The sequence below is a fragment of the Inquilinus limosus DSM 16000 genome (genome assembly GCF_000423185.1).
Taxonomy (GTDB): domain Bacteria; phylum Pseudomonadota; class Alphaproteobacteria; order DSM-16000; family Inquilinaceae; genus Inquilinus; species Inquilinus limosus.
In genome coordinates, this window is sequence record NZ_KE383986.1 from 250,021 (window position 1) to 265,968 (window position 15,948).

The following is a 15,948-nucleotide window of genomic DNA, read 5'->3' on the forward strand; positions in this document are numbered from 1 at the left end:
CCGGCGGAGAAACAGGGGAGGTATCATGCATATCAGCCGTTTGGCACTTGCGGCCGGCGCGGCCCTGGCGCTTCTGTCCTCGGTGGCCGTCGCCGCCGACAAGGTCACGGTGGCGGTCACGCAGATCGTGGAGCATCCGGCGCTCGACGCCGCCCGCGACGGCGTGAAGAAGGCGCTGGAGGAGGCCGGCTACAAGGACGGCGACAACCTCGTCTTCCAGTGGGAATCGGCGCAGGGCAACCCGGCCACCGCCGCCCAGATCGCGCAGAAGTTCGTCGGCGAGAGCCCGGACGTGATCGTGCCGATCGCCACCCCCTCGGCCCAGGCCGTGGTCGCGGCGACCCAGGACATCCCTGTCGTGTTCACCGCGGTGACCGACCCGGCGGGCGCCCAGCTGGTCAAGAACCTCGAGAAGCCGGGCGGCAACGTCACCGGCATCTCCGACCTGTCGCCTCTGGCCGACCACCTGAATCTGATCAAGGAGATCGTGCCGACGGTGAAGACGATCGGCGTGCCCTACAACCCGGGCGAGGCGAACGCGGCGGCGCTGATCGCGGCGCTGCAGGAGATGGCGCCGGAGTGGAAGGTCGACATCGTCACCGCCGCGGCGTCCAAGTCGGCCGATGTCCAGGGCGCGGCACAGAGCCTGGTCGGCAAGGCCGACGTGATCTACGTCCCGACCGACAACACCATCGTCTCGGCGCTCGAGGCTGTGATCGCGGTCGGCAGCGAGAACAAGCTGCCGGTCTTCTCGGGCGACACCGACAGCGTCGCCCGCGGCGCCATCGCCTCCGTCGGCTTCGACTATTTCGAGGTCGGCCGCCAGACCGGCGCGGTCGTGGCCCGGGTGCTGAAGGGCGAGAAGCCGGGCGACATCCCGGTCAAGAACGCCAGCGGCACCGACCTGTTCGTGAACAAGAAATCGGCCGCGGCGATGGGCGTCACCGTCCCCGAAGCGGTGCTGAGCCGCGCCAAGAAGGTGATCGAGTAAGCTTGAACGCGTAGGTTGGGTTCGCGTCAGCGAACCCAACATCGTCGTCAGTGACCGGCGAGGTGTTGGGTTCGTCATGGCGAACCCAACCTACGGGCACTGCCCCGATCGGGCCGTCCGGACATGACAGATCCGGCCGAAGCCCGTATATCGGGGCCTTCTCGTTTCCGCGGCCGCCGGCGGCCGTTCCGCAGGATGTGTTGATGAGTCTGATCGCCTTTCTCGGCGCGATCGAAATCGGGCTGGTCTTTGCCCTCGTCGCGCTCGGGGTGTTTCTGTCCTTCCGGGTCCTCAACTTCCCCGATCTGACCGTCGACGGCAGCTTTCCGCTCGGCGCCGCCACCACCGCCACGCTGATCGTCGGCGGCATCGACCCGGTTCTGGCGACGCTGGTCGGGGTCGCCGCCGGCGCCGCGGCCGGCTGGGTCACAGCCTGGCTCAACGTCCGCTTCGGCATCCTGCACCTCCTGGCCAGCATCCTGACCATGATCGCGCTGTTCTCGATCAACCTGCGCATCATGGGCAAGCCGAACGTCGCTCTGATCAACCAGGATACGGTGATCAACCTGTTCACCTGGCTGTCGCCGGCGATCGAGGCCACGGGGCTGCCGGTCCGGGCGACGCTGAAGGTGGTGGTTTTGGCGATCATCGTGCTGGTTGTCGGCCTGGCGCTCGGCCGCTTCCTGACCTCGGAATTCGGCCTCGCCATGCGCGCCACCGGCGCCAACCCCCGGATGGCGCGGGCCCAGGGCATCTCGACCAAGCTGCACATCTATGTCGGCATGGCGCTGTCGAACGCGCTGGTGGCGCTGGCCGGCGCCCTGTTCGCCCAGACGGCCGGCTTCGCCGACGTCACCGTCGGCACCGGCACGATCGTCAGCGGCTTGGCCGCGGTGATCCTCGGCGAGACCATCTTCCGCACCCGCTCGATCGTGATGATGCTGCTGGCCTGCGTGATCGGCGCCGTGCTCTATCGCATCGCCATCGCGCTGGCGCTGAACACCGGCTGGCTCGGGCTGCAATCCTCGGACCTCAACTTGGTCACCGCCGTCCTGGTCGGCGTTGCGCTGATGCTGCCGGGCGTCCGCAACCCGTTGAAGACGCTGATGCGGCGGAGCGCCTGACGATGATCCGAGTCGAGAACGTCCACGTCACCTTCGGACGCGGCACGCCGCTGGAGAACCGCGCGCTGCGCGGCATCGACCTCGCCATCCCGGCCGGTCAGTTCGTCACCGTGATCGGTTCGAACGGCGCCGGCAAGTCGACCCTGCTGAACGTGCTGAGCGGCGACGCCAGCCCGGAGCGCGGCCGGATCGAGATCGACGGCGTCGACGTCACCCGCTGGCCGGCGCCGAAGCGGGCCGGCCTGGTCGCCCGGGTGTTCCAGGACCCGATGGCCGGCACCTGCGAGGGGCTGTCGATCGAGGAGAACATGGCCCTGGCCTATGCCCGCGGCCGCGCGCGCGGCTTCGCCGCCTCCCTCGACGGTCCGCGCCGCAAGGTGTTCCGCGACAAGCTGGCGGTGCTGGGGCTGGGGCTGGAGAACCGGCTGGGCGACGCCATGGGCCAGCTCTCCGGCGGCCAGCGCCAGGCGGTCAGCTTGCTGATGGCGACCCTGGCCGGCATGAAGATCCTGCTGCTGGACGAGCATGTCGCGGCGCTCGACCCCCGCACCGCCGATTTCGTGCTGCGCCTGACCCGCAGCATCATCGAGGAGCAGAAGCTGACGGCGCTGATGGTCACCCATTCGATGCGCGACGCGCTCGACCACGGCAGCCGCACGGTGATGTTGCACGAGGGCCAGGTCGCCTTCGACGTGGCCGGCGACCAACGGCACGGCCTCGACGTGCCGGACCTCTTGAAGCTGTTCAGCAAGGTGCGCGGCGAGCAGCTCGACGACGACAGCCTGCTGCTGGCGTAAGGCCGCCTATTTGCTGCCGGCGTTCTCAGATCGGTCCCAGAGCAGAATCCGCAGGAAGGGCCAGATCAGCATGAAGGCGAACCAGAGCGCCGGCCATCGTACCCAGAGGTAGTCCGGACTCGTCATAAGGTTGATGACCAGGAGCAGGGCCAGGATCAACAGGGAGCCCAGCAACCGGCGTCGGAAACCATCGAAGGGCGAAGACGGCTGCGGCACCTCGGCCGGAGGCGTCATAGTCCCGACCCGGTCCGCCTCCGGCCCGATCCTGAGGGCATAGACCCGCACCGGTTCGGCGATGTTCTTCATCGGCTGTGGGCCGAGATCGGCGAAGCCGATCTCGATCTTGCCGCGGACCTGGTCGTAGACCGCGCCGGACAGGCAGATGCCGCCCGGCATGGCCAGCGCCTGCAGCCGCGCCGCGACATTGACGCCATCGCCCAGCAGGTCGCCGCCATTGACCACGACGTCGCCGAGATTGACGCCGATGCGCAGGCGCATGCGGTCGTCCTCCGGCTGGTCCGCCGCCCAGACGCCGAGCCTGTCCTGGGCCGAGATCGCGGCCTGCACCGCGGCCAGCGCGCTCGGGAACTCGGCCAGAAGCCCGTCCCCGGCCAGGTTGAAGACGCGACCGCCCTGCGCTTCGGTCGCCGCCCGCAGGATGTCGCGGGCCTGATCCAGCCGCGCCAGGGTGCCGGTCTCGTCGCGCCCGACCAGCCGCGAATAGCCGACCACGTCGGCGCATAGGATGGCGGTCAGGCGGCGTTCCGGCGGCATGGCGGCCTCATAACAGATCGAGACCGGATCATAACCCACCAGCCGCGCCGCCGCGAGATGGAGAACATTCCATGAACATCGATTTCGATATATCGTGCGACAGCCATCACGATTCTGTAGTTACTATTCCATAAATCACTTGACCATCCGCCCGATCTTTGGGAGCTATTCTGTATCACGGATTACAAAATAGAGAACGTCGATGGTCAGCCAAGCGGACATCCGCAGCATCGCAACCCGCACCGGCAAAGTGGCGATCCCGGCCGCGTTGCAGGCCGATGTCGACCAGTTCCACTACGCGCCGGCACGACGGGCCGGGGATTTCGTCCATCTGTCGGGGGTGGTCGCCTGCAACCCGCAGCCGCAGCCGATGGATGCGGCGGAATTCCGCGAAGAGCTGCGCCGCGTCTTCCGGCAGATCGAAGACCTTCTGAACGCCTGCGATGCGCGCCTGGAGGACGTGGTTGAGCTGCAGATGTTCCACATCTTCGGCAGCGACCGGCTGGCGCTGGACAAGGCCGGACAGCTGGCCGCAATCGCGGCCGTGCGGGACGAGTTCTTTGCCGCCCCCTATCCCGCTGCGGTCGAACTGGCGGTGGCGGAACTGAACCCAGATGGCGGGCTGGTCGAGATCAAGGCGACCGCGTTTGCCCCGCTGGAACCACGAGGCGGACAGTAGCGATCAGCCGACCTCGCCCTGCCGCCACAGCCAGGCGGCGCCGCGGACGCCGCTGCTGTCGCCGTGCTTGGCCTTCAGGATCGGCGTCGCGCATTCCCGGCCGAACACGATCGGCGGCAGGCGCTTCGGCACCTCCTCGTACAGGCGCACGACGTTCGACATGCCGCCGCCGAGCACGATGGCGTCGGGGTCGAGCAGGTTGACGACATGGGCCAAGCCCCGGGTCAGCCGGCTGATATAGCGCTCCAGGCTGGCCGAGGCGTCCGGATCGCCGGCTTCCGCCCGCGCCACCACCTCATGCGTCGAGATCTCCTGCCCGGTCACCCGGACGTGGTCCTTGCCGAAGCCGGTGCCGGAGATCCAGGTCTCGAGGCAGCCCTGCTTGCCGCAGTAGCAGTCCGGGCCCGGCAGCTCCTCGGGCGTGGCCCAGGGCAGCTGGTTGTGGCCCCATTCGCCACCCAGGCCGTTGCCGCCGCGATGGGCGCGGCCGTTGACGGCGATGCCAGCTCCGGTGCCGGTGCCGATGATGACGGCGAAAACCAGCCCCTTGCCGGCTGCGGCACCGTCGGTCGCCTCCGACACGGCCAGGCAGTTGGCGTCGTTCTCGCAACGCACCTCGCGGTCCAGGGCGGCGCTGAGATCCTTGTCGAAGGGTTTGCCGATCAGCCAGGTGGAGTTGGCGTTCTTGACCAGCCCGGTCTGCGGCGACAGAACGCCGGGCATGCCGACGCCGACCGTACCGCGCTGGCCGGCCGCCGATTCGACCGCGGCGACGAGATCCCGGATCGCCTGGACCGTGCCCTCATAGTGCCGCGGCGTCGGGATGCGCTGGCGGTGCAGCTCCGTCCCGGCATCGTCCAAGGCGATCGCTTCGATCTTCGTGCCTCCGAGATCGACGCCGATCCGCATACCCGCCTCCGCCCTTCCTCAAGCCAAGAAAAGGGCCCTGCACCCGGGTGCAGGACCGCACCACCGTCATCAGGCGTGCCCGCGGCTATTTCGCCGCGAGCACCATGATCATCTGCCGGCCTTCCATCTTCGGCATCTGCTCGACCTTCGACAGGTCCTGCAGCTCGTCGCGCACCTTGACCAGAACATTCATGCCCAGCTCCTGGTGCGCCAGCTCTCGCCCGCGGAAGCGCATGGTCACCTTGACCTTGTCGCCTTCCTCGAGGAAGCGCCGCGCGCTGCGCATCTTCACGTTGTAATCGTTGTCGTCGATGTTGGGGCGGAGCTTGATCTCCTTGACATCGATGACTTTTTGTCGCTTCCGCGCTTCGTTCTTCTTCTTCTGCGCTTCGAATTTGAACTTGCCGTAATCGAGGATCTTGCAGACCGGCGGCACGGCGTTGGGCGAGATCTCGACCAAGTCCAGCCCGGCCTGCTCCGCGGCCCAAAGGGCCTCGCGCAGGGGCACGACCCCGATCATTTCGCCATCCGCGCCGACCAGCCGCACCTGGGCCGTATCGATCTCGCGGTTCACCCTCGGCCCTTCGCGGGTCGGCAGGGCATTCGTTGGTAGTCTAGCTATGGATAGCCTCCGTCAATTGCTGCGCCCCCGTCTGCACCTCCCCCCTCTTGGATGTCAACGGGGATCGCGCCTCTTCCACAAGTTTATGAAGCGCCTCGCTCAGGGCAAGGACTTCCTGCGCCTCTCCGCCAAGGCGGCGCAGGGCCACGCTCCGGCTCTCCGCCTCGCGCTTTCCGACCACCAGCATCAGCGGCACCTTCTTCAGGCTGTGCTCGCGGACCTTGTAGTTGATCTTCTCGTTGCGGAGGTCGATCTCGGCGCGCAGCCCCGCGGCCACCAGCGCCGCATGCACCTCCTGCGCGTAGGGATCGGCCTCGCTGGTGATGGTCGTGACCACCGCCTGCACCGGCGCCAGCCACAGCGGCAGCTTGCCGGCATAGTTCTCGATCAGGATGGCGATGAAGCGCTCCAGCGACCCGAGGATCGCGCGGTGCAGCATCACCGGCCGATGCTTGGCCCCGTCCTCGCCGACATAGGTGGCGTCGAGCCGCTCCGGCAGCACGGAATCGAACTGCAGCGTGCCGCACTGCCAGGTCCGGCCGATCGCGTCGGTCAGGTGGAACTCGATCTTCGGCCCGTAGAACGCGCCCTCGCCCGGCAGCTCTTCGAACTCCAGCCCGGCCGCGATCAGCGCATCGCGCAGCGCCTGCTCGGCGACGTCCCATTGCTGGTCCGACCCCGCCCGCACGTCGGGGCGCAGCGCCAGCTTCACCGCCACGTCGGGGAAGCCGAGGTCGCGATAGACCTCGTACTGCAGCGCGATGTAGCGCGCCGCCTCCGACACCGACTGCTCCTCGGTGCAGAAGATATGGGCGTCGTCCTGGGTGAAGGCCCGCACCCGCATCAGCCCGTGCAGCGCGCCCGAAGGCTCGTTGCGGTGGCAGCTGCCGAACTCCGCCATCCGGATCGGCAGGTCGCGGTAGCTGACGATGCCCTGCTTGAAGATCTGCACATGGCAGGGGCAGTTCATCGGCTTGATGCCGGCCAGCCGCTCCGGCGAGCCGTCCTCCTTCTGGCCGATCGCCACCTTGAACATGTTGTCGCCGTACATGTCCCAGTGGCCGGACGCCTTGAACAGGCTGGAATCGACCAGCTGCGGCGTCTTCACCTCGACATAGTCGGCCCGGGCCAGCTTCTCGCGGATGTAGTTCTCCAGCGTCCGGTACAGGGTCCAGCCCTTCGCATGCCAGAACACGCTGCCGGCCGCCTCCTCCTGCAGATGGAACAGGTCCATCTCGCGGCCCAGCTTGCGGTGGTCGCGGCGCTCCGCCTCCTCCAGTTGGTGCAGATAGGCGTCGAGCTCCTTCTGGTCGCGCCAGGCCGTGCCGTAGATCCGCTGCAGCATGGCGTTGCGGTGATCGCCGCGCCAATAGGCGCCGGCCACCTTCATCAGCTTGAAGCCCTGCCCCACCCCGCCGGTGGAGGGCATGTGCGGGCCGCGGCAGAGATCGAGCCAGTCGCCCTGGCGGTAGATCGAGATGGTCTCGGCCTCCGGCAGGTCCTGGATGATCTCGGCCTTGTACTTCTCGCCCTTGTTCTTGAAGAACTCGATCGCCTCGGTGCGGTCCCACACCTCGCGAGTGAAGGGCGCGTTGCGGGCGATGATCTGCCGCATCTTGGCTTCGATCTTCTCGAGATCGTCGGGCGTGAACGGCTCGTCGCGCGCGAAGTCGTAGTAGAAGCCGTTCTCGATCGCCGGGCCGATCGTCACCTGGGTGCCGGGATACAGGTCCTGCACCGCCTCGGCCATGACATGCGCGGCGTCATGGCGGATCAGCTCCAGCGCCTCGGGCGAGCTGCGGGTGACGATGCCGACCTTCGCGTCCCGGTCGACCATGGTCGCCAGGTCCGACAGCTTGCCGTCGATCGTCATGGCGATCGCCGCCTTGGCCAGGCTCTTGGAGATATCGGCGGCGATGTCGGCGCCCGACATCGGGCGGTCGTAGCGTCTGACCGCGCCGTCGGGCAGGGTGATGGCGATGCCGGCGGGCTCGGCCATGGGTCTATCCACGTTCATTCTTCCGGAAGGGGGCGAGGCACTGTACGGGGCAGGCAAGGCCTGTCAAGCGGCCTGGGCAGCGGCGCGCTCATGCCGCCTGCGACGGCGGCGCGGGCTGGCGCATCACCCGCGGCGGCTTGATCGGCCGTTTCGGGGTCAGTCGCCAGCGCTTGTGCAGCCACAGCCACTGCTCCGGCCGGGCGCGGATCCAGCCTTCGACCACCCGGTTCAGCCGGATCACTCCCTCCTCCACATCGGCCTTGCGGTCGCCGGTGCGGGGGATGTCGAGCGGCGGGTCGATCACCGCGCGGTAGCGGGCGCCTTTCGTGCGCTCCACCCGCATCGGCAGCAGGGCGCAGTTGAAGTGGTAGGCCATCTCCACCGCCGCCGGCGAGGTCAGCGCATCCTGGCCGAGGAACGGCACCTTCAGCCCGCCGGTGTAGCGCTGATCGACCATCACCCCCAGCACCCCGCCATTGCGCAGGAGGCCGAGGGCCCGGCGCGCGTCGTTGCCGGCCATGCGCTTCTCCAGCAGGCCGGTGCCGAGCGAACTGCGCACGCCGCGGACCAGCCGGTCGACCAGCCGATTGTTCAGCGGCCGCACGAAGATGGTCAGGGGGGCGCCGTGTCGGGTGGCGACGATCGGCCCGGCCTCCCAGTTGCCGAAATGGGCCAGCGCCATGATCACCGGACGGCCGTCGGCCCGCGCGGCCTCGTAGTTCTCGACCCCGTCGACGATGATCCGGTCGGCGCGGCGCGCCTCGGCCCGCCCCAGCGCCCGCAGATGCGGATATTCCCCGATCACCCGGCCGAGATTGTCCCACATCCCCGCCAGGATCTTGCGCCGCTGGGCCGCCGTCAGCTCCGGCATCACCAGCTGCAGGTTGCGGTCACCGTGACGGGTGGCGCCGATCCGCATGCCGATGGTCCGCGCCACCCAGGACCCGATGTTCGAGGCGACGTCGATCGGCACGCAGCGCAGCAGCCCGTAGGCCGTGTAGGCCAGGGCCGCCTGCAGCGGATGGACGACGTAGGACCGCACCAGGCGCGGCGCGTCCTTCCGCAGCCGTTTCAGTCTATTGCGCAATCGACTCATCAGAGAAATCGGGATCGGGATTCGCTCAGGCCGAAAATTGGGAATGTTGCCGGACAAAGGCAAGTTCGAGGAGCCATGCGGAGAAGTCCGGTCATCCGGGGCGCGGCGGCACGTCGCTTGAGCCGGCCGAACCCGCATGCTAACTCGGCAGGCAAGTGAACGGAAATATCTCGATGGTCAACGTCATCTGCGCGAAATGGGGCCCGAAATACGGGCCGGACTACGTCAATCGGCTGAAGTCGATGGTCAGCCGCAACCTGGCGCGGCCGCACCGTTTCGTGTGCTTCACCGACGACCCGACCGGCCTCGCCCCCGATGTCGAGCATTTCCCGATGCCGGTGCTGCAGGTGCCGGAGCCGCACCGCAACCTGCCCTGGCGCAAGGTGACGCTGTTCGGCAAGCCGCTCGGCGACCTCGAAGGGCCGACGCTGTTCCTCGACCTCGACATCGTCATCGTCGACAGCCTGGACCCGTTCTTCGACCATCCGGGCCGGTTCTGCGTGATCCACAACTGGACGCACCCGGACCGCCGCGTCGGCAACACCTCGGTCTACCGCTTCGAGATCGGGGCGCATCAGGACGTGCTGGACAACCTGGTCGCCAACCATCGCCAGATCTTCGCGCGCTACCGCAATTCGCAGACCTACGTCTCCGACCATATCGGCGAGATCACTTGGTGGCCGGACGCCTGGTGCAAGAGCTTCAAGAAGCACTGCATGCCCGGCGGTCCGTTCGGCCTGTTCAACTGGTTCATGACCCCGCGCCGCCCCGAGGGCGCCCGCATCGTCGTGTTCCACGGCGATCCGAAGCCGGAATATGCGATCAACGGCCATTGGCCGGGCCGCTGGTCGAAGCATGTGCGCCCGACCCCATGGGTCGCCGAGCATTGGGGTTGACCGATCCGTCCGACATCTCCGCGATCCGCTGCTGGATCGTCAGCGAAAGCAAGGCCGGCACCATCGCACAGTGCCGCGGCGTGGCCGAGAAGCTGGGCGTCGCGGCGGAGACACGGCTGGTACAGCGCCCCGATCGGACCAAGACCGGGCTGGCACGCCGCCTGAACCGACGCTGGACCCATATCCGCAACGTCCATCTGAACCGGATCCGGCCGCCCTGGCCGGATCTCTCGATCTCCTGCGGCCGCCAGGCGGAGCCGGCGGTGATGGCCGCAACGCGCCGCTCCGGCGGCTCGATCTTCACCGTCCATCTGCAGATCCCGATGGTCGGCTTCGACCGGTTCGACCTGTGCTTCGTCGGCCGGCACGACTGGCGGCCGGAGTTCGACGGCCGCGACGACGTGCTGCCGATGGTGGGCGCGCCGCATCGGGTCGACACGGCGCTGGTCGCCGGTCATCGCGCGGCGGCGGAGCAGCGCTTCGGCGCCCTGCCCGGCCGCCGGGCGGCGGTGATGATCGGCGGTCCCAATCCCGGCTACGGCTACTCCGGCGAGCGCATCGACGCGCTCATCGCCCAGCTGCAGGCGCTTCAGGCGGAAGGTTGGAGCCTCCTGGTCACGACCTCGCGCCGCTCCGACCCTGCGGTGCTGCCGCGGCTGCAGCAGGCGCTGTCCGGCGATCGCGGCTTCGTCTGGGACCGCACCGGCGAAAATCCGTATTTCCAGTATCTCGCGATCGCCGATGCCGTGCTGGTGACGGTGGATTCGATCACCATGACCTGCGAGGCGGCGTCGACCGGAACGCCGGTGTTCTCGATCCCGCTGGACGAGAAGCCCGGCCCATATCTCGAGAAGTTCCATCGCTTCCACCGGGACATGCAGGAGACGCTGGGGCTCACCCGGCCGTTCACCGGCACGATCGAGCCCTACGCCTACACGCCGCTGGACGAGGCCGGCCGCATCGCCGGCATCCTCCGGGAACGGCTGGCCGCAAGGCAGCAGGGGGTCTGATCAGCTCTTCCAGCGCGCCAGGCGGCGGCGCCATCGCCGGCGCGCATGGTCCAGCTGCTCGCGCAGCAACCCGCGTTGCGTCACCGCAGCGGGCAGCGTGAAGGGCTCGGCGATCGCCTGCGGCACCCGGTCGTGCGGCAGGTCCAGAAGCCGCGCGAAGGGCTCGCCGGTCGCGATCTCCTCCCGCGTCCATTGGCACCAGGCGAGACGCTCGAACACCGGCTCGCGCTCCGGATAGGCCGGATGGTCGACATCGGTGCCGCGCCGGCACAGCTCGTGACAGATCAGGGTCGGCCCGCAATAGAAGGCCGGGACCCCGGCGATCAGCCCCTTGACCGCCGCGGTGCTGGTCCAGGTCACCGTGCACCAGGCGTCGCGCAGCTGCTCGTCGAGCGACACGGCGGTCTTACGCGTCCGGCGCACCACCGGACGCCGGGTCGGCAGCGTCAGACTGTAGTCCCAGCCCTCCGGCATGCGGCGGAAATCCTGGTCCGCCCCCTTCAGCTTCTGGCCGATGACGAGAACGTGGCTGCCGTCGCGCCTCCAGTCCAGCATCGGCACGCCCCAGCCGCGCCAGCGGTCCGGCCCGCCCGGCGGAAACCGCCCCTCCCCGTTCCAGCCGTCGAGCGCCACCTGGAAGAAGCGCCGCGGGCCGATCGGCGACAGCCAGCCGTTCTCCATCACGATCGCCCGGCCGCCGACCGCCTTGATGGTGCGCAGCGCCGCCAGCCGGTCGGTGCCGAGGAAGGGCGACCAGCAGATCAAGACGTCGTCCGGCCCCGCGTCGCGGTCGGGCATGCCGATCGTGACCGGGCCGAGCCGGTGCGCCCCGGCCGCCACCTCGTCATAGGGCTTGACGTTGGTCTGTCCGGGAGATGGCGGATCGCCGAGGACGATGAAGATGCGCATGCGCCGCTGCCTCCGACGTCAGGACATGCCGAGCCGGCGGCGGACCGGGTGGTCGCCGGGCAGGCGCAGGGCCAGGTCGCGCAACCGGCCCAGCAGCGTGTAGTGCGGGCGAACCTCGGCCGGCTCCTCGAGCCGCACCGGAACACCGTCATGCGGCAGGTCCAGCAGCCGCCTCAGCGGCTCCCCGGTCGCGATCTCCGCCGGGCTCCACTGGCACCAGGCGAGGCGTTCGAAGACGGGCTGCCTTTCGGGATAGATCGGCGCCTCGATATCGAGGCCGGGCTTGGACAGCTCAGGGCACAGCGTGTTGGGACCGCAGTGGAAGGCCGGGATGCCGGCGACCAGCCCCTTGATCGCGGCCGTGCTGGTCCAGGTCACCGTGCACCAGGCGCCGCGCAGATCCTCCTCCAGCGGGCGCGCCGCGCCGGGCATCCGGCGCAGCACCGGCCGGCGGGTCTCCAGACGCAGGCTCTGGGCCCAGCCCGGCGGCATCCGCCGGGCATCCCCGATCGACTGCGCCTTTTGGCCCAGGACCAGGACATGCCCGCCCTGCCGCTGCCAGTCCTGCAGTTTCACACCCCACTCCGCCCAGCGCGACGGTCCGCCGTCCGGGAACCGGCCGGTGCCGTTCCACCCGTCGAGCGCGAACTGGAAGTAGCGCACGCCGCACAGTGGCGAGAGCCAGCCATTCTCGAGGATCACCGCCCGACCGCCCGCCGCCCGCACGTCACGGACCGCCGCCCAGCGCTTGGACAGGCGGAACGGCGACCAGGTGATGAGGACGTCTTCGGGTCCGAATTGCTCCGGCAGCTCCGTCGCGGTCGGTCCGATGCGCTCGCAGGCGGCGATGCATTCGCGCCACGGCTTGCGGTCGCCCTGGGGCAGATAAACAAAGAAACGAGGCGTCACTCCCATATCGTCTTCGGGTATCCACCAACCTGCCCGCCGAGGCAAGCATGGCGGCGATCAGACGCCGCGCCGCGGCAGGACGCAGAGAACAAAAGCGCAGGAATGGAGCAAAAAGGACGGCGGCGGGCCGCGGCGGCCTGATGGACGGGGTGTACGATCGATCCGCCGGCGGCGGATCCCCTCCTCTACCCGACCAGACGCTGTGCGATCCTGGCCAGCGGCTTGTGCCGTGACGCCGCAGCCCGCATACGCCCGGCGAAGGTCCAGGCCGACGGCACCGGCTCCGGATCCATCAGGATCTCCGGCCGTCCGTCATGCGGCAGCGACAGCAGGCGGGCGAAAGGCTCGCCGGACCGGATCTCGTCCTCGGTCCATTGCATCCAGGCATAGCGACGGAACACCGGCTCACGGTCCGGATAGACCGGGTTATCGACGTCGAGGCCGCGCCGCATCAACTCGCCGCAATTGATGTGCGGCCCGCAGTAGAAGGCCGGGACGCCGCGGATAATCGACTTGATCGCGACCGTGCTGGTCCAGGTCAGCGTCGCGAAGGCCTCGTCCAGCTGCCGGTCCAGCGGCGTCTCGGTGAACCGGGTCCGCCGCACCACCCTGCGGCGGGTCTGGGGAACGACGCTCTGCGCCCAGCCGGGCGGCATGGCGCGGGGGTCGAGATTGATCCCCTTCGGTCGCTGCTCCACCACGAGAATGCTATCGCCGTCGCGCCGCCAGTCGCGCAGCGGCACGTTCCACGAGTCCCAGCGCCCGCGGTCGCCGGCCGGGAAGTCGCCGGTGCCGTTCCACCCGTGCAGCGCGAGCTGGAAGTACTTCTGCCCCCGGATCGGAGACAGCCAGCCGTTCTCGCCGATGATGGCCCGCCCTCCGGCGGCGCGGATCTGGCGATAGATGTCGCTGCGGAAGGTACCGCGGAACGGGGCCCAGAGAATCGCGATGTCGTCCGGCTCGAACCACGCCGGCGTGCTCATATGGACCGTGCCGAGGCGCGCCGCGCCTTCGGCGAGCGCCGCCCCGGGCTTGCCGATCGACACGCCCCAGAACACGAAGATCCTAGCCATGGGTGCCGTTGCCGCGGATCTGGGCGTAGATCGCATGCGGCTGCTCGAGGCTCTGCGTGTAGCGCGCCTCGAGCGCCGAGGTGGCGCGGGCGAAGACGGCCCCCTCCTTCAGTGCGCCCTTCGCCGACCAGATGAAGCTGTCGTCGCCGAACTCGACGTCGACGAGGCCGGCCGGCATGTTCTGCCACCGGATCCGCGGCTTGAGCCGCCGGCGGATGACATAAAGATAGTAGATGACCGGCTGGTCGATATGGTCGCTGGGGCGCATGTGCAGCGCGCGCCAGGTGCCGGCCGCCAGCTTTTCGCAGAAGCCGAGCGCTTCCTTGGAATGGTTGACGCCGACCGCGCCGGCCAACACCCGGCGCCAGACCCTGCGCTCGCCGAGGCGGAAGCGCAGCGTCACGTCGGCCCGCTCGATCATCTCGAACACCTGAGCCAACGGGCGGCGGATGATGCCGTCGATGTCGACGCACAGGATCGGCGCCTTGCAGGCCAGCAGCAGATGGTGCAGGACCAGGAATCGCGCGGCCGAGAAATAGACCGGCCTGGGGAGAGAAAGCCGTTCGTAGGAGTTGTCTTCCCATGTGAACGACAGCTTCACATGGGACAGGGATCGACGCATCCGATCGATGTGATCGAGCGTCTCCTGGCACGGACCATACAGATGGATATGGATGTGCAGCGGCTCGGCCAGCGTCTCGGCCGACAGCAGGAAACTCGGCGCGAATTTCCTATAGTATCTGTCGTCACAACCACAGAACAGGACCCCCGGCGTTCCCATATCCGGCGTATTGCCGCGAATCCGCAAACGATAGTTCTTGACAGCAGATTTCGTCCTCGTGTCGGCCAAATTCTCCAGAAGAATAGAGCAGGACAATCGCCTCAAAAACCATCGGGACAATCTCTTGAGTGAATAGCCGCTCATGACGTCTTGCCCGAAACCCCATTTCCTTTGACGCGGCGGCGATCGTCTGCGACCTCCCGCTGCTGGTGGCCCGCTCACCGGCACGTTAGCGTCACGAGAAATACCATAACGTGCCTAGCGTCACATCCGGTTTGCGTTGCCCCAGCCCCAGGCGCCCACAATTCCGCATCCTGGAGAAGCAGCAGGGCGCAATCATGGCGTGGCGGGGGACTTCGCAAGGCCGATCGCGGCGGGCCCGCCGGCGCTCGATTCGCGCCCGGGGCCCCTCCTGTGCGGTCAGCCGGATTCGCGCCAGTACGCCTCCTCCCGATGCAGGACCAGGTCGTCGACCCGGCTTCGCCCCTCCTCCTTCCGCCCGCCCTTGAGGTGATCCATGAAGCGGCCGAGACGGGAGTTGATCAGCACATGCGGAACCTTGAGGCCGAGTCCCCCGGCGATGTCGAAGGATTTGTGACCGCGGCGCTCGGTCTGCTTGCGGACGAGATCGAACAGGAAGGAGTCGTGGAACTCGTATTCGCGGAACATCTCGTCCCGCGTGTACAGCCGCTCGAACTCCGCGAGCATTCCGCGGGTCGCCGAGTGCCGCAGATTGTAGGCGACGAAACCGCATTCGGAATGAATGCGGCGGCGCAGATACCCGACGAAACAATCGGGCGGCACGAATCCTTCGATCTCCTCCCGGCTGACATCGGCGAAGAAGCGGGTGTCGGCGTCGATCCAGATCAGCACATCGGCATCGGTGGTCGCGGCGGCATGGAAGACGGCGAAGCTCTTATGCGCGAACCGCACCGCGTTCCAGCGATATCCCTCCCCCCAGCGCTTCTCGCCGAGCTTGAAGCGCAGCTTGGCCAGATCATAGCTCAGCCGGAACCGCACACGCCGGGTCAGGCCATGGGCGAGCGGATTGTCGGCGTGGCGGTGCTTGAACGCGGCCAGCTCCGGCGAACTCTCGATGAGGTCGCGCACCACGATCCGGCCGGCGGGAGGCCTGGGAGCGAAGCCCTCGCAATAAAGCAGGAGCGGCACCTCGGCGGGCCAGTGCCGATCGAAGGTCTCGACCATGCGCTGCCCATAGGCTTCGTATCCTGCGGCATTGCAGGTCGTGACCACGGCGAATCTGCGCCCGCGCGCGGCAAGCCCGGAAGTCATGTTACCGATTTCTTTATGAACGTCCCCTGGTTGAGGACCAGCATAGTGGGTCTCGGAAGTATCGGCGACATCAATTTCCATGCGAT

At 68.0% G+C, this 15,948-nt stretch carries 16 protein-coding genes; 6 read left to right on the forward strand and 10 right to left on the reverse strand.

Annotation, left to right across the window (positions count from 1 at the left end):
• The first annotated feature begins 25 nt into the window (after positions 1–25).
• From G537_RS0132790 to G537_RS0132800, 3 genes are all read left to right on the forward strand, one after another.
• Complete coding sequence (locus tag G537_RS0132790; RefSeq protein ID WP_026873636.1) at positions 26–991, forward strand: ABC transporter substrate-binding protein; 966 nt, start codon at positions 26–28, stop codon at positions 989–991.
• A 203-nt stretch (positions 992–1,194) separates the two neighbouring features.
• Positions 1,195–2,115 carry an ABC transporter permease gene (locus tag G537_RS0132795; RefSeq protein WP_026873637.1) on the forward strand — a complete coding sequence of 307 codons (921 nt, stop codon included), beginning with the start codon at positions 1,195–1,197 and terminating at the stop codon, positions 2,113–2,115.
• A 2-nt stretch (positions 2,116–2,117) separates the two neighbouring features.
• A complete protein-coding gene (locus G537_RS0132800) occupies positions 2,118–2,912 on the forward strand; it encodes an ABC transporter ATP-binding protein (RefSeq protein WP_026873638.1) in 795 nt (264 codons plus the stop codon).
• A 6-nt stretch (positions 2,913–2,918) separates the two neighbouring features.
• Here the strand turns inward: G537_RS0132800 and G537_RS41295 are convergent, their stop codons facing one another.
• A complete protein-coding gene (locus tag G537_RS41295) occupies positions 2,919–3,686 on the reverse strand; it encodes an adenylate/guanylate cyclase domain-containing protein (RefSeq protein WP_051249427.1) in 768 nt (255 codons plus the stop codon).
• A 202-nt stretch (positions 3,687–3,888) separates the two neighbouring features.
• Between G537_RS41295 and G537_RS0132810 the strand changes: the two genes are divergently transcribed.
• Entirely contained in the window at positions 3,889–4,365 is a 477-nt protein-coding gene (locus tag G537_RS0132810) for a Rid family hydrolase (protein ID WP_026873639.1), read from the forward strand.
• A 3-nt stretch (positions 4,366–4,368) separates the two neighbouring features.
• On the opposite strand, the gene mak is transcribed toward G537_RS0132810, so the two are convergent.
• The 4 genes from mak to G537_RS41305 form a co-directional block, all read right to left on the reverse strand.
• Positions 4,369–5,274 (reverse strand): fructokinase, encoded by a 906-nt coding sequence (gene mak / locus G537_RS0132815; RefSeq protein WP_026873640.1) that lies wholly within the window; start codon positions 5,272–5,274, stop codon positions 4,369–4,371.
• An 85-nt stretch (positions 5,275–5,359) separates the two neighbouring features.
• Complete coding sequence (gene infC / locus G537_RS0132820) at positions 5,360–5,848, reverse strand: translation initiation factor IF-3 (protein ID WP_245579188.1); 489 nt, start codon at positions 5,846–5,848, stop codon at positions 5,360–5,362.
• Positions 5,849–5,888: 40 nt separating this feature from the next.
• Positions 5,889–7,895, reverse strand: a complete 2,007-nt coding sequence (gene thrS, locus G537_RS41300) for a threonine--tRNA ligase (protein ID WP_081689199.1) — start codon at positions 7,893–7,895, stop codon at positions 5,889–5,891.
• Between the two features lie 88 nt (positions 7,896–7,983).
• Positions 7,984–8,991 carry a lysophospholipid acyltransferase family protein gene (locus G537_RS41305; RefSeq protein ID WP_162146183.1) on the reverse strand — a complete coding sequence of 336 codons (1,008 nt, stop codon included), beginning with the start codon at positions 8,989–8,991 and terminating at the stop codon, positions 7,984–7,986.
• A gap of 173 nt (positions 8,992–9,164) precedes the next feature.
• On the opposite strand from G537_RS41305, the gene G537_RS0132835 reads away from it, so the two are divergent.
• On the forward strand, positions 9,165–9,887 hold the full coding sequence (locus G537_RS0132835) for a hypothetical protein (protein WP_051249431.1): 723 nt from the start codon (positions 9,165–9,167) through the stop codon (positions 9,885–9,887).
• Positions 9,884–10,897 (forward strand): mitochondrial fission ELM1 family protein, encoded by a 1,014-nt coding sequence (locus G537_RS0132840; protein WP_051249432.1) that lies wholly within the window; start codon positions 9,884–9,886, stop codon positions 10,895–10,897. The genes G537_RS0132835 and G537_RS0132840 overlap by 4 nt, the downstream gene beginning before the upstream one ends.
• Here the strand turns inward: G537_RS0132840 and G537_RS0132845 are convergent, their stop codons facing one another.
• The 5 genes from G537_RS0132845 to G537_RS0132865 all read right to left on the reverse strand — a co-directional run bounded on the left by G537_RS0132845 (position 10,898) and on the right by G537_RS0132865 (position 15,943).
• Positions 10,898–11,806: a hypothetical protein gene (locus G537_RS0132845; protein ID WP_026873644.1), complete on the reverse strand. Its 909-nt coding sequence runs from the start codon at positions 11,804–11,806 to the stop codon at positions 10,898–10,900.
• A gap of 18 nt (positions 11,807–11,824) precedes the next feature.
• Positions 11,825–12,715 (reverse strand): hypothetical protein, encoded by an 891-nt coding sequence (locus tag G537_RS0132850; RefSeq protein ID WP_155888881.1) that lies wholly within the window; start codon positions 12,713–12,715, stop codon positions 11,825–11,827.
• A gap of 185 nt (positions 12,716–12,900) precedes the next feature.
• Complete coding sequence (locus tag G537_RS0132855; protein WP_026873646.1) at positions 12,901–13,788, reverse strand: hypothetical protein; 888 nt, start codon at positions 13,786–13,788, stop codon at positions 12,901–12,903.
• Positions 13,781–14,713, reverse strand: a complete 933-nt coding sequence (locus G537_RS0132860) for a hypothetical protein (RefSeq protein ID WP_155888882.1) — start codon at positions 14,711–14,713, stop codon at positions 13,781–13,783. The genes G537_RS0132855 and G537_RS0132860 overlap by 8 nt, the downstream gene beginning before the upstream one ends.
• Positions 14,714–14,989: 276 nt before the next feature.
• Positions 14,990–15,943 carry a hypothetical protein gene (locus G537_RS0132865; protein WP_155888883.1) on the reverse strand — a complete coding sequence of 318 codons (954 nt, stop codon included), beginning with the start codon at positions 15,941–15,943 and terminating at the stop codon, positions 14,990–14,992.
• Between the last annotated feature and the right edge of the window lie 5 nt (positions 15,944–15,948).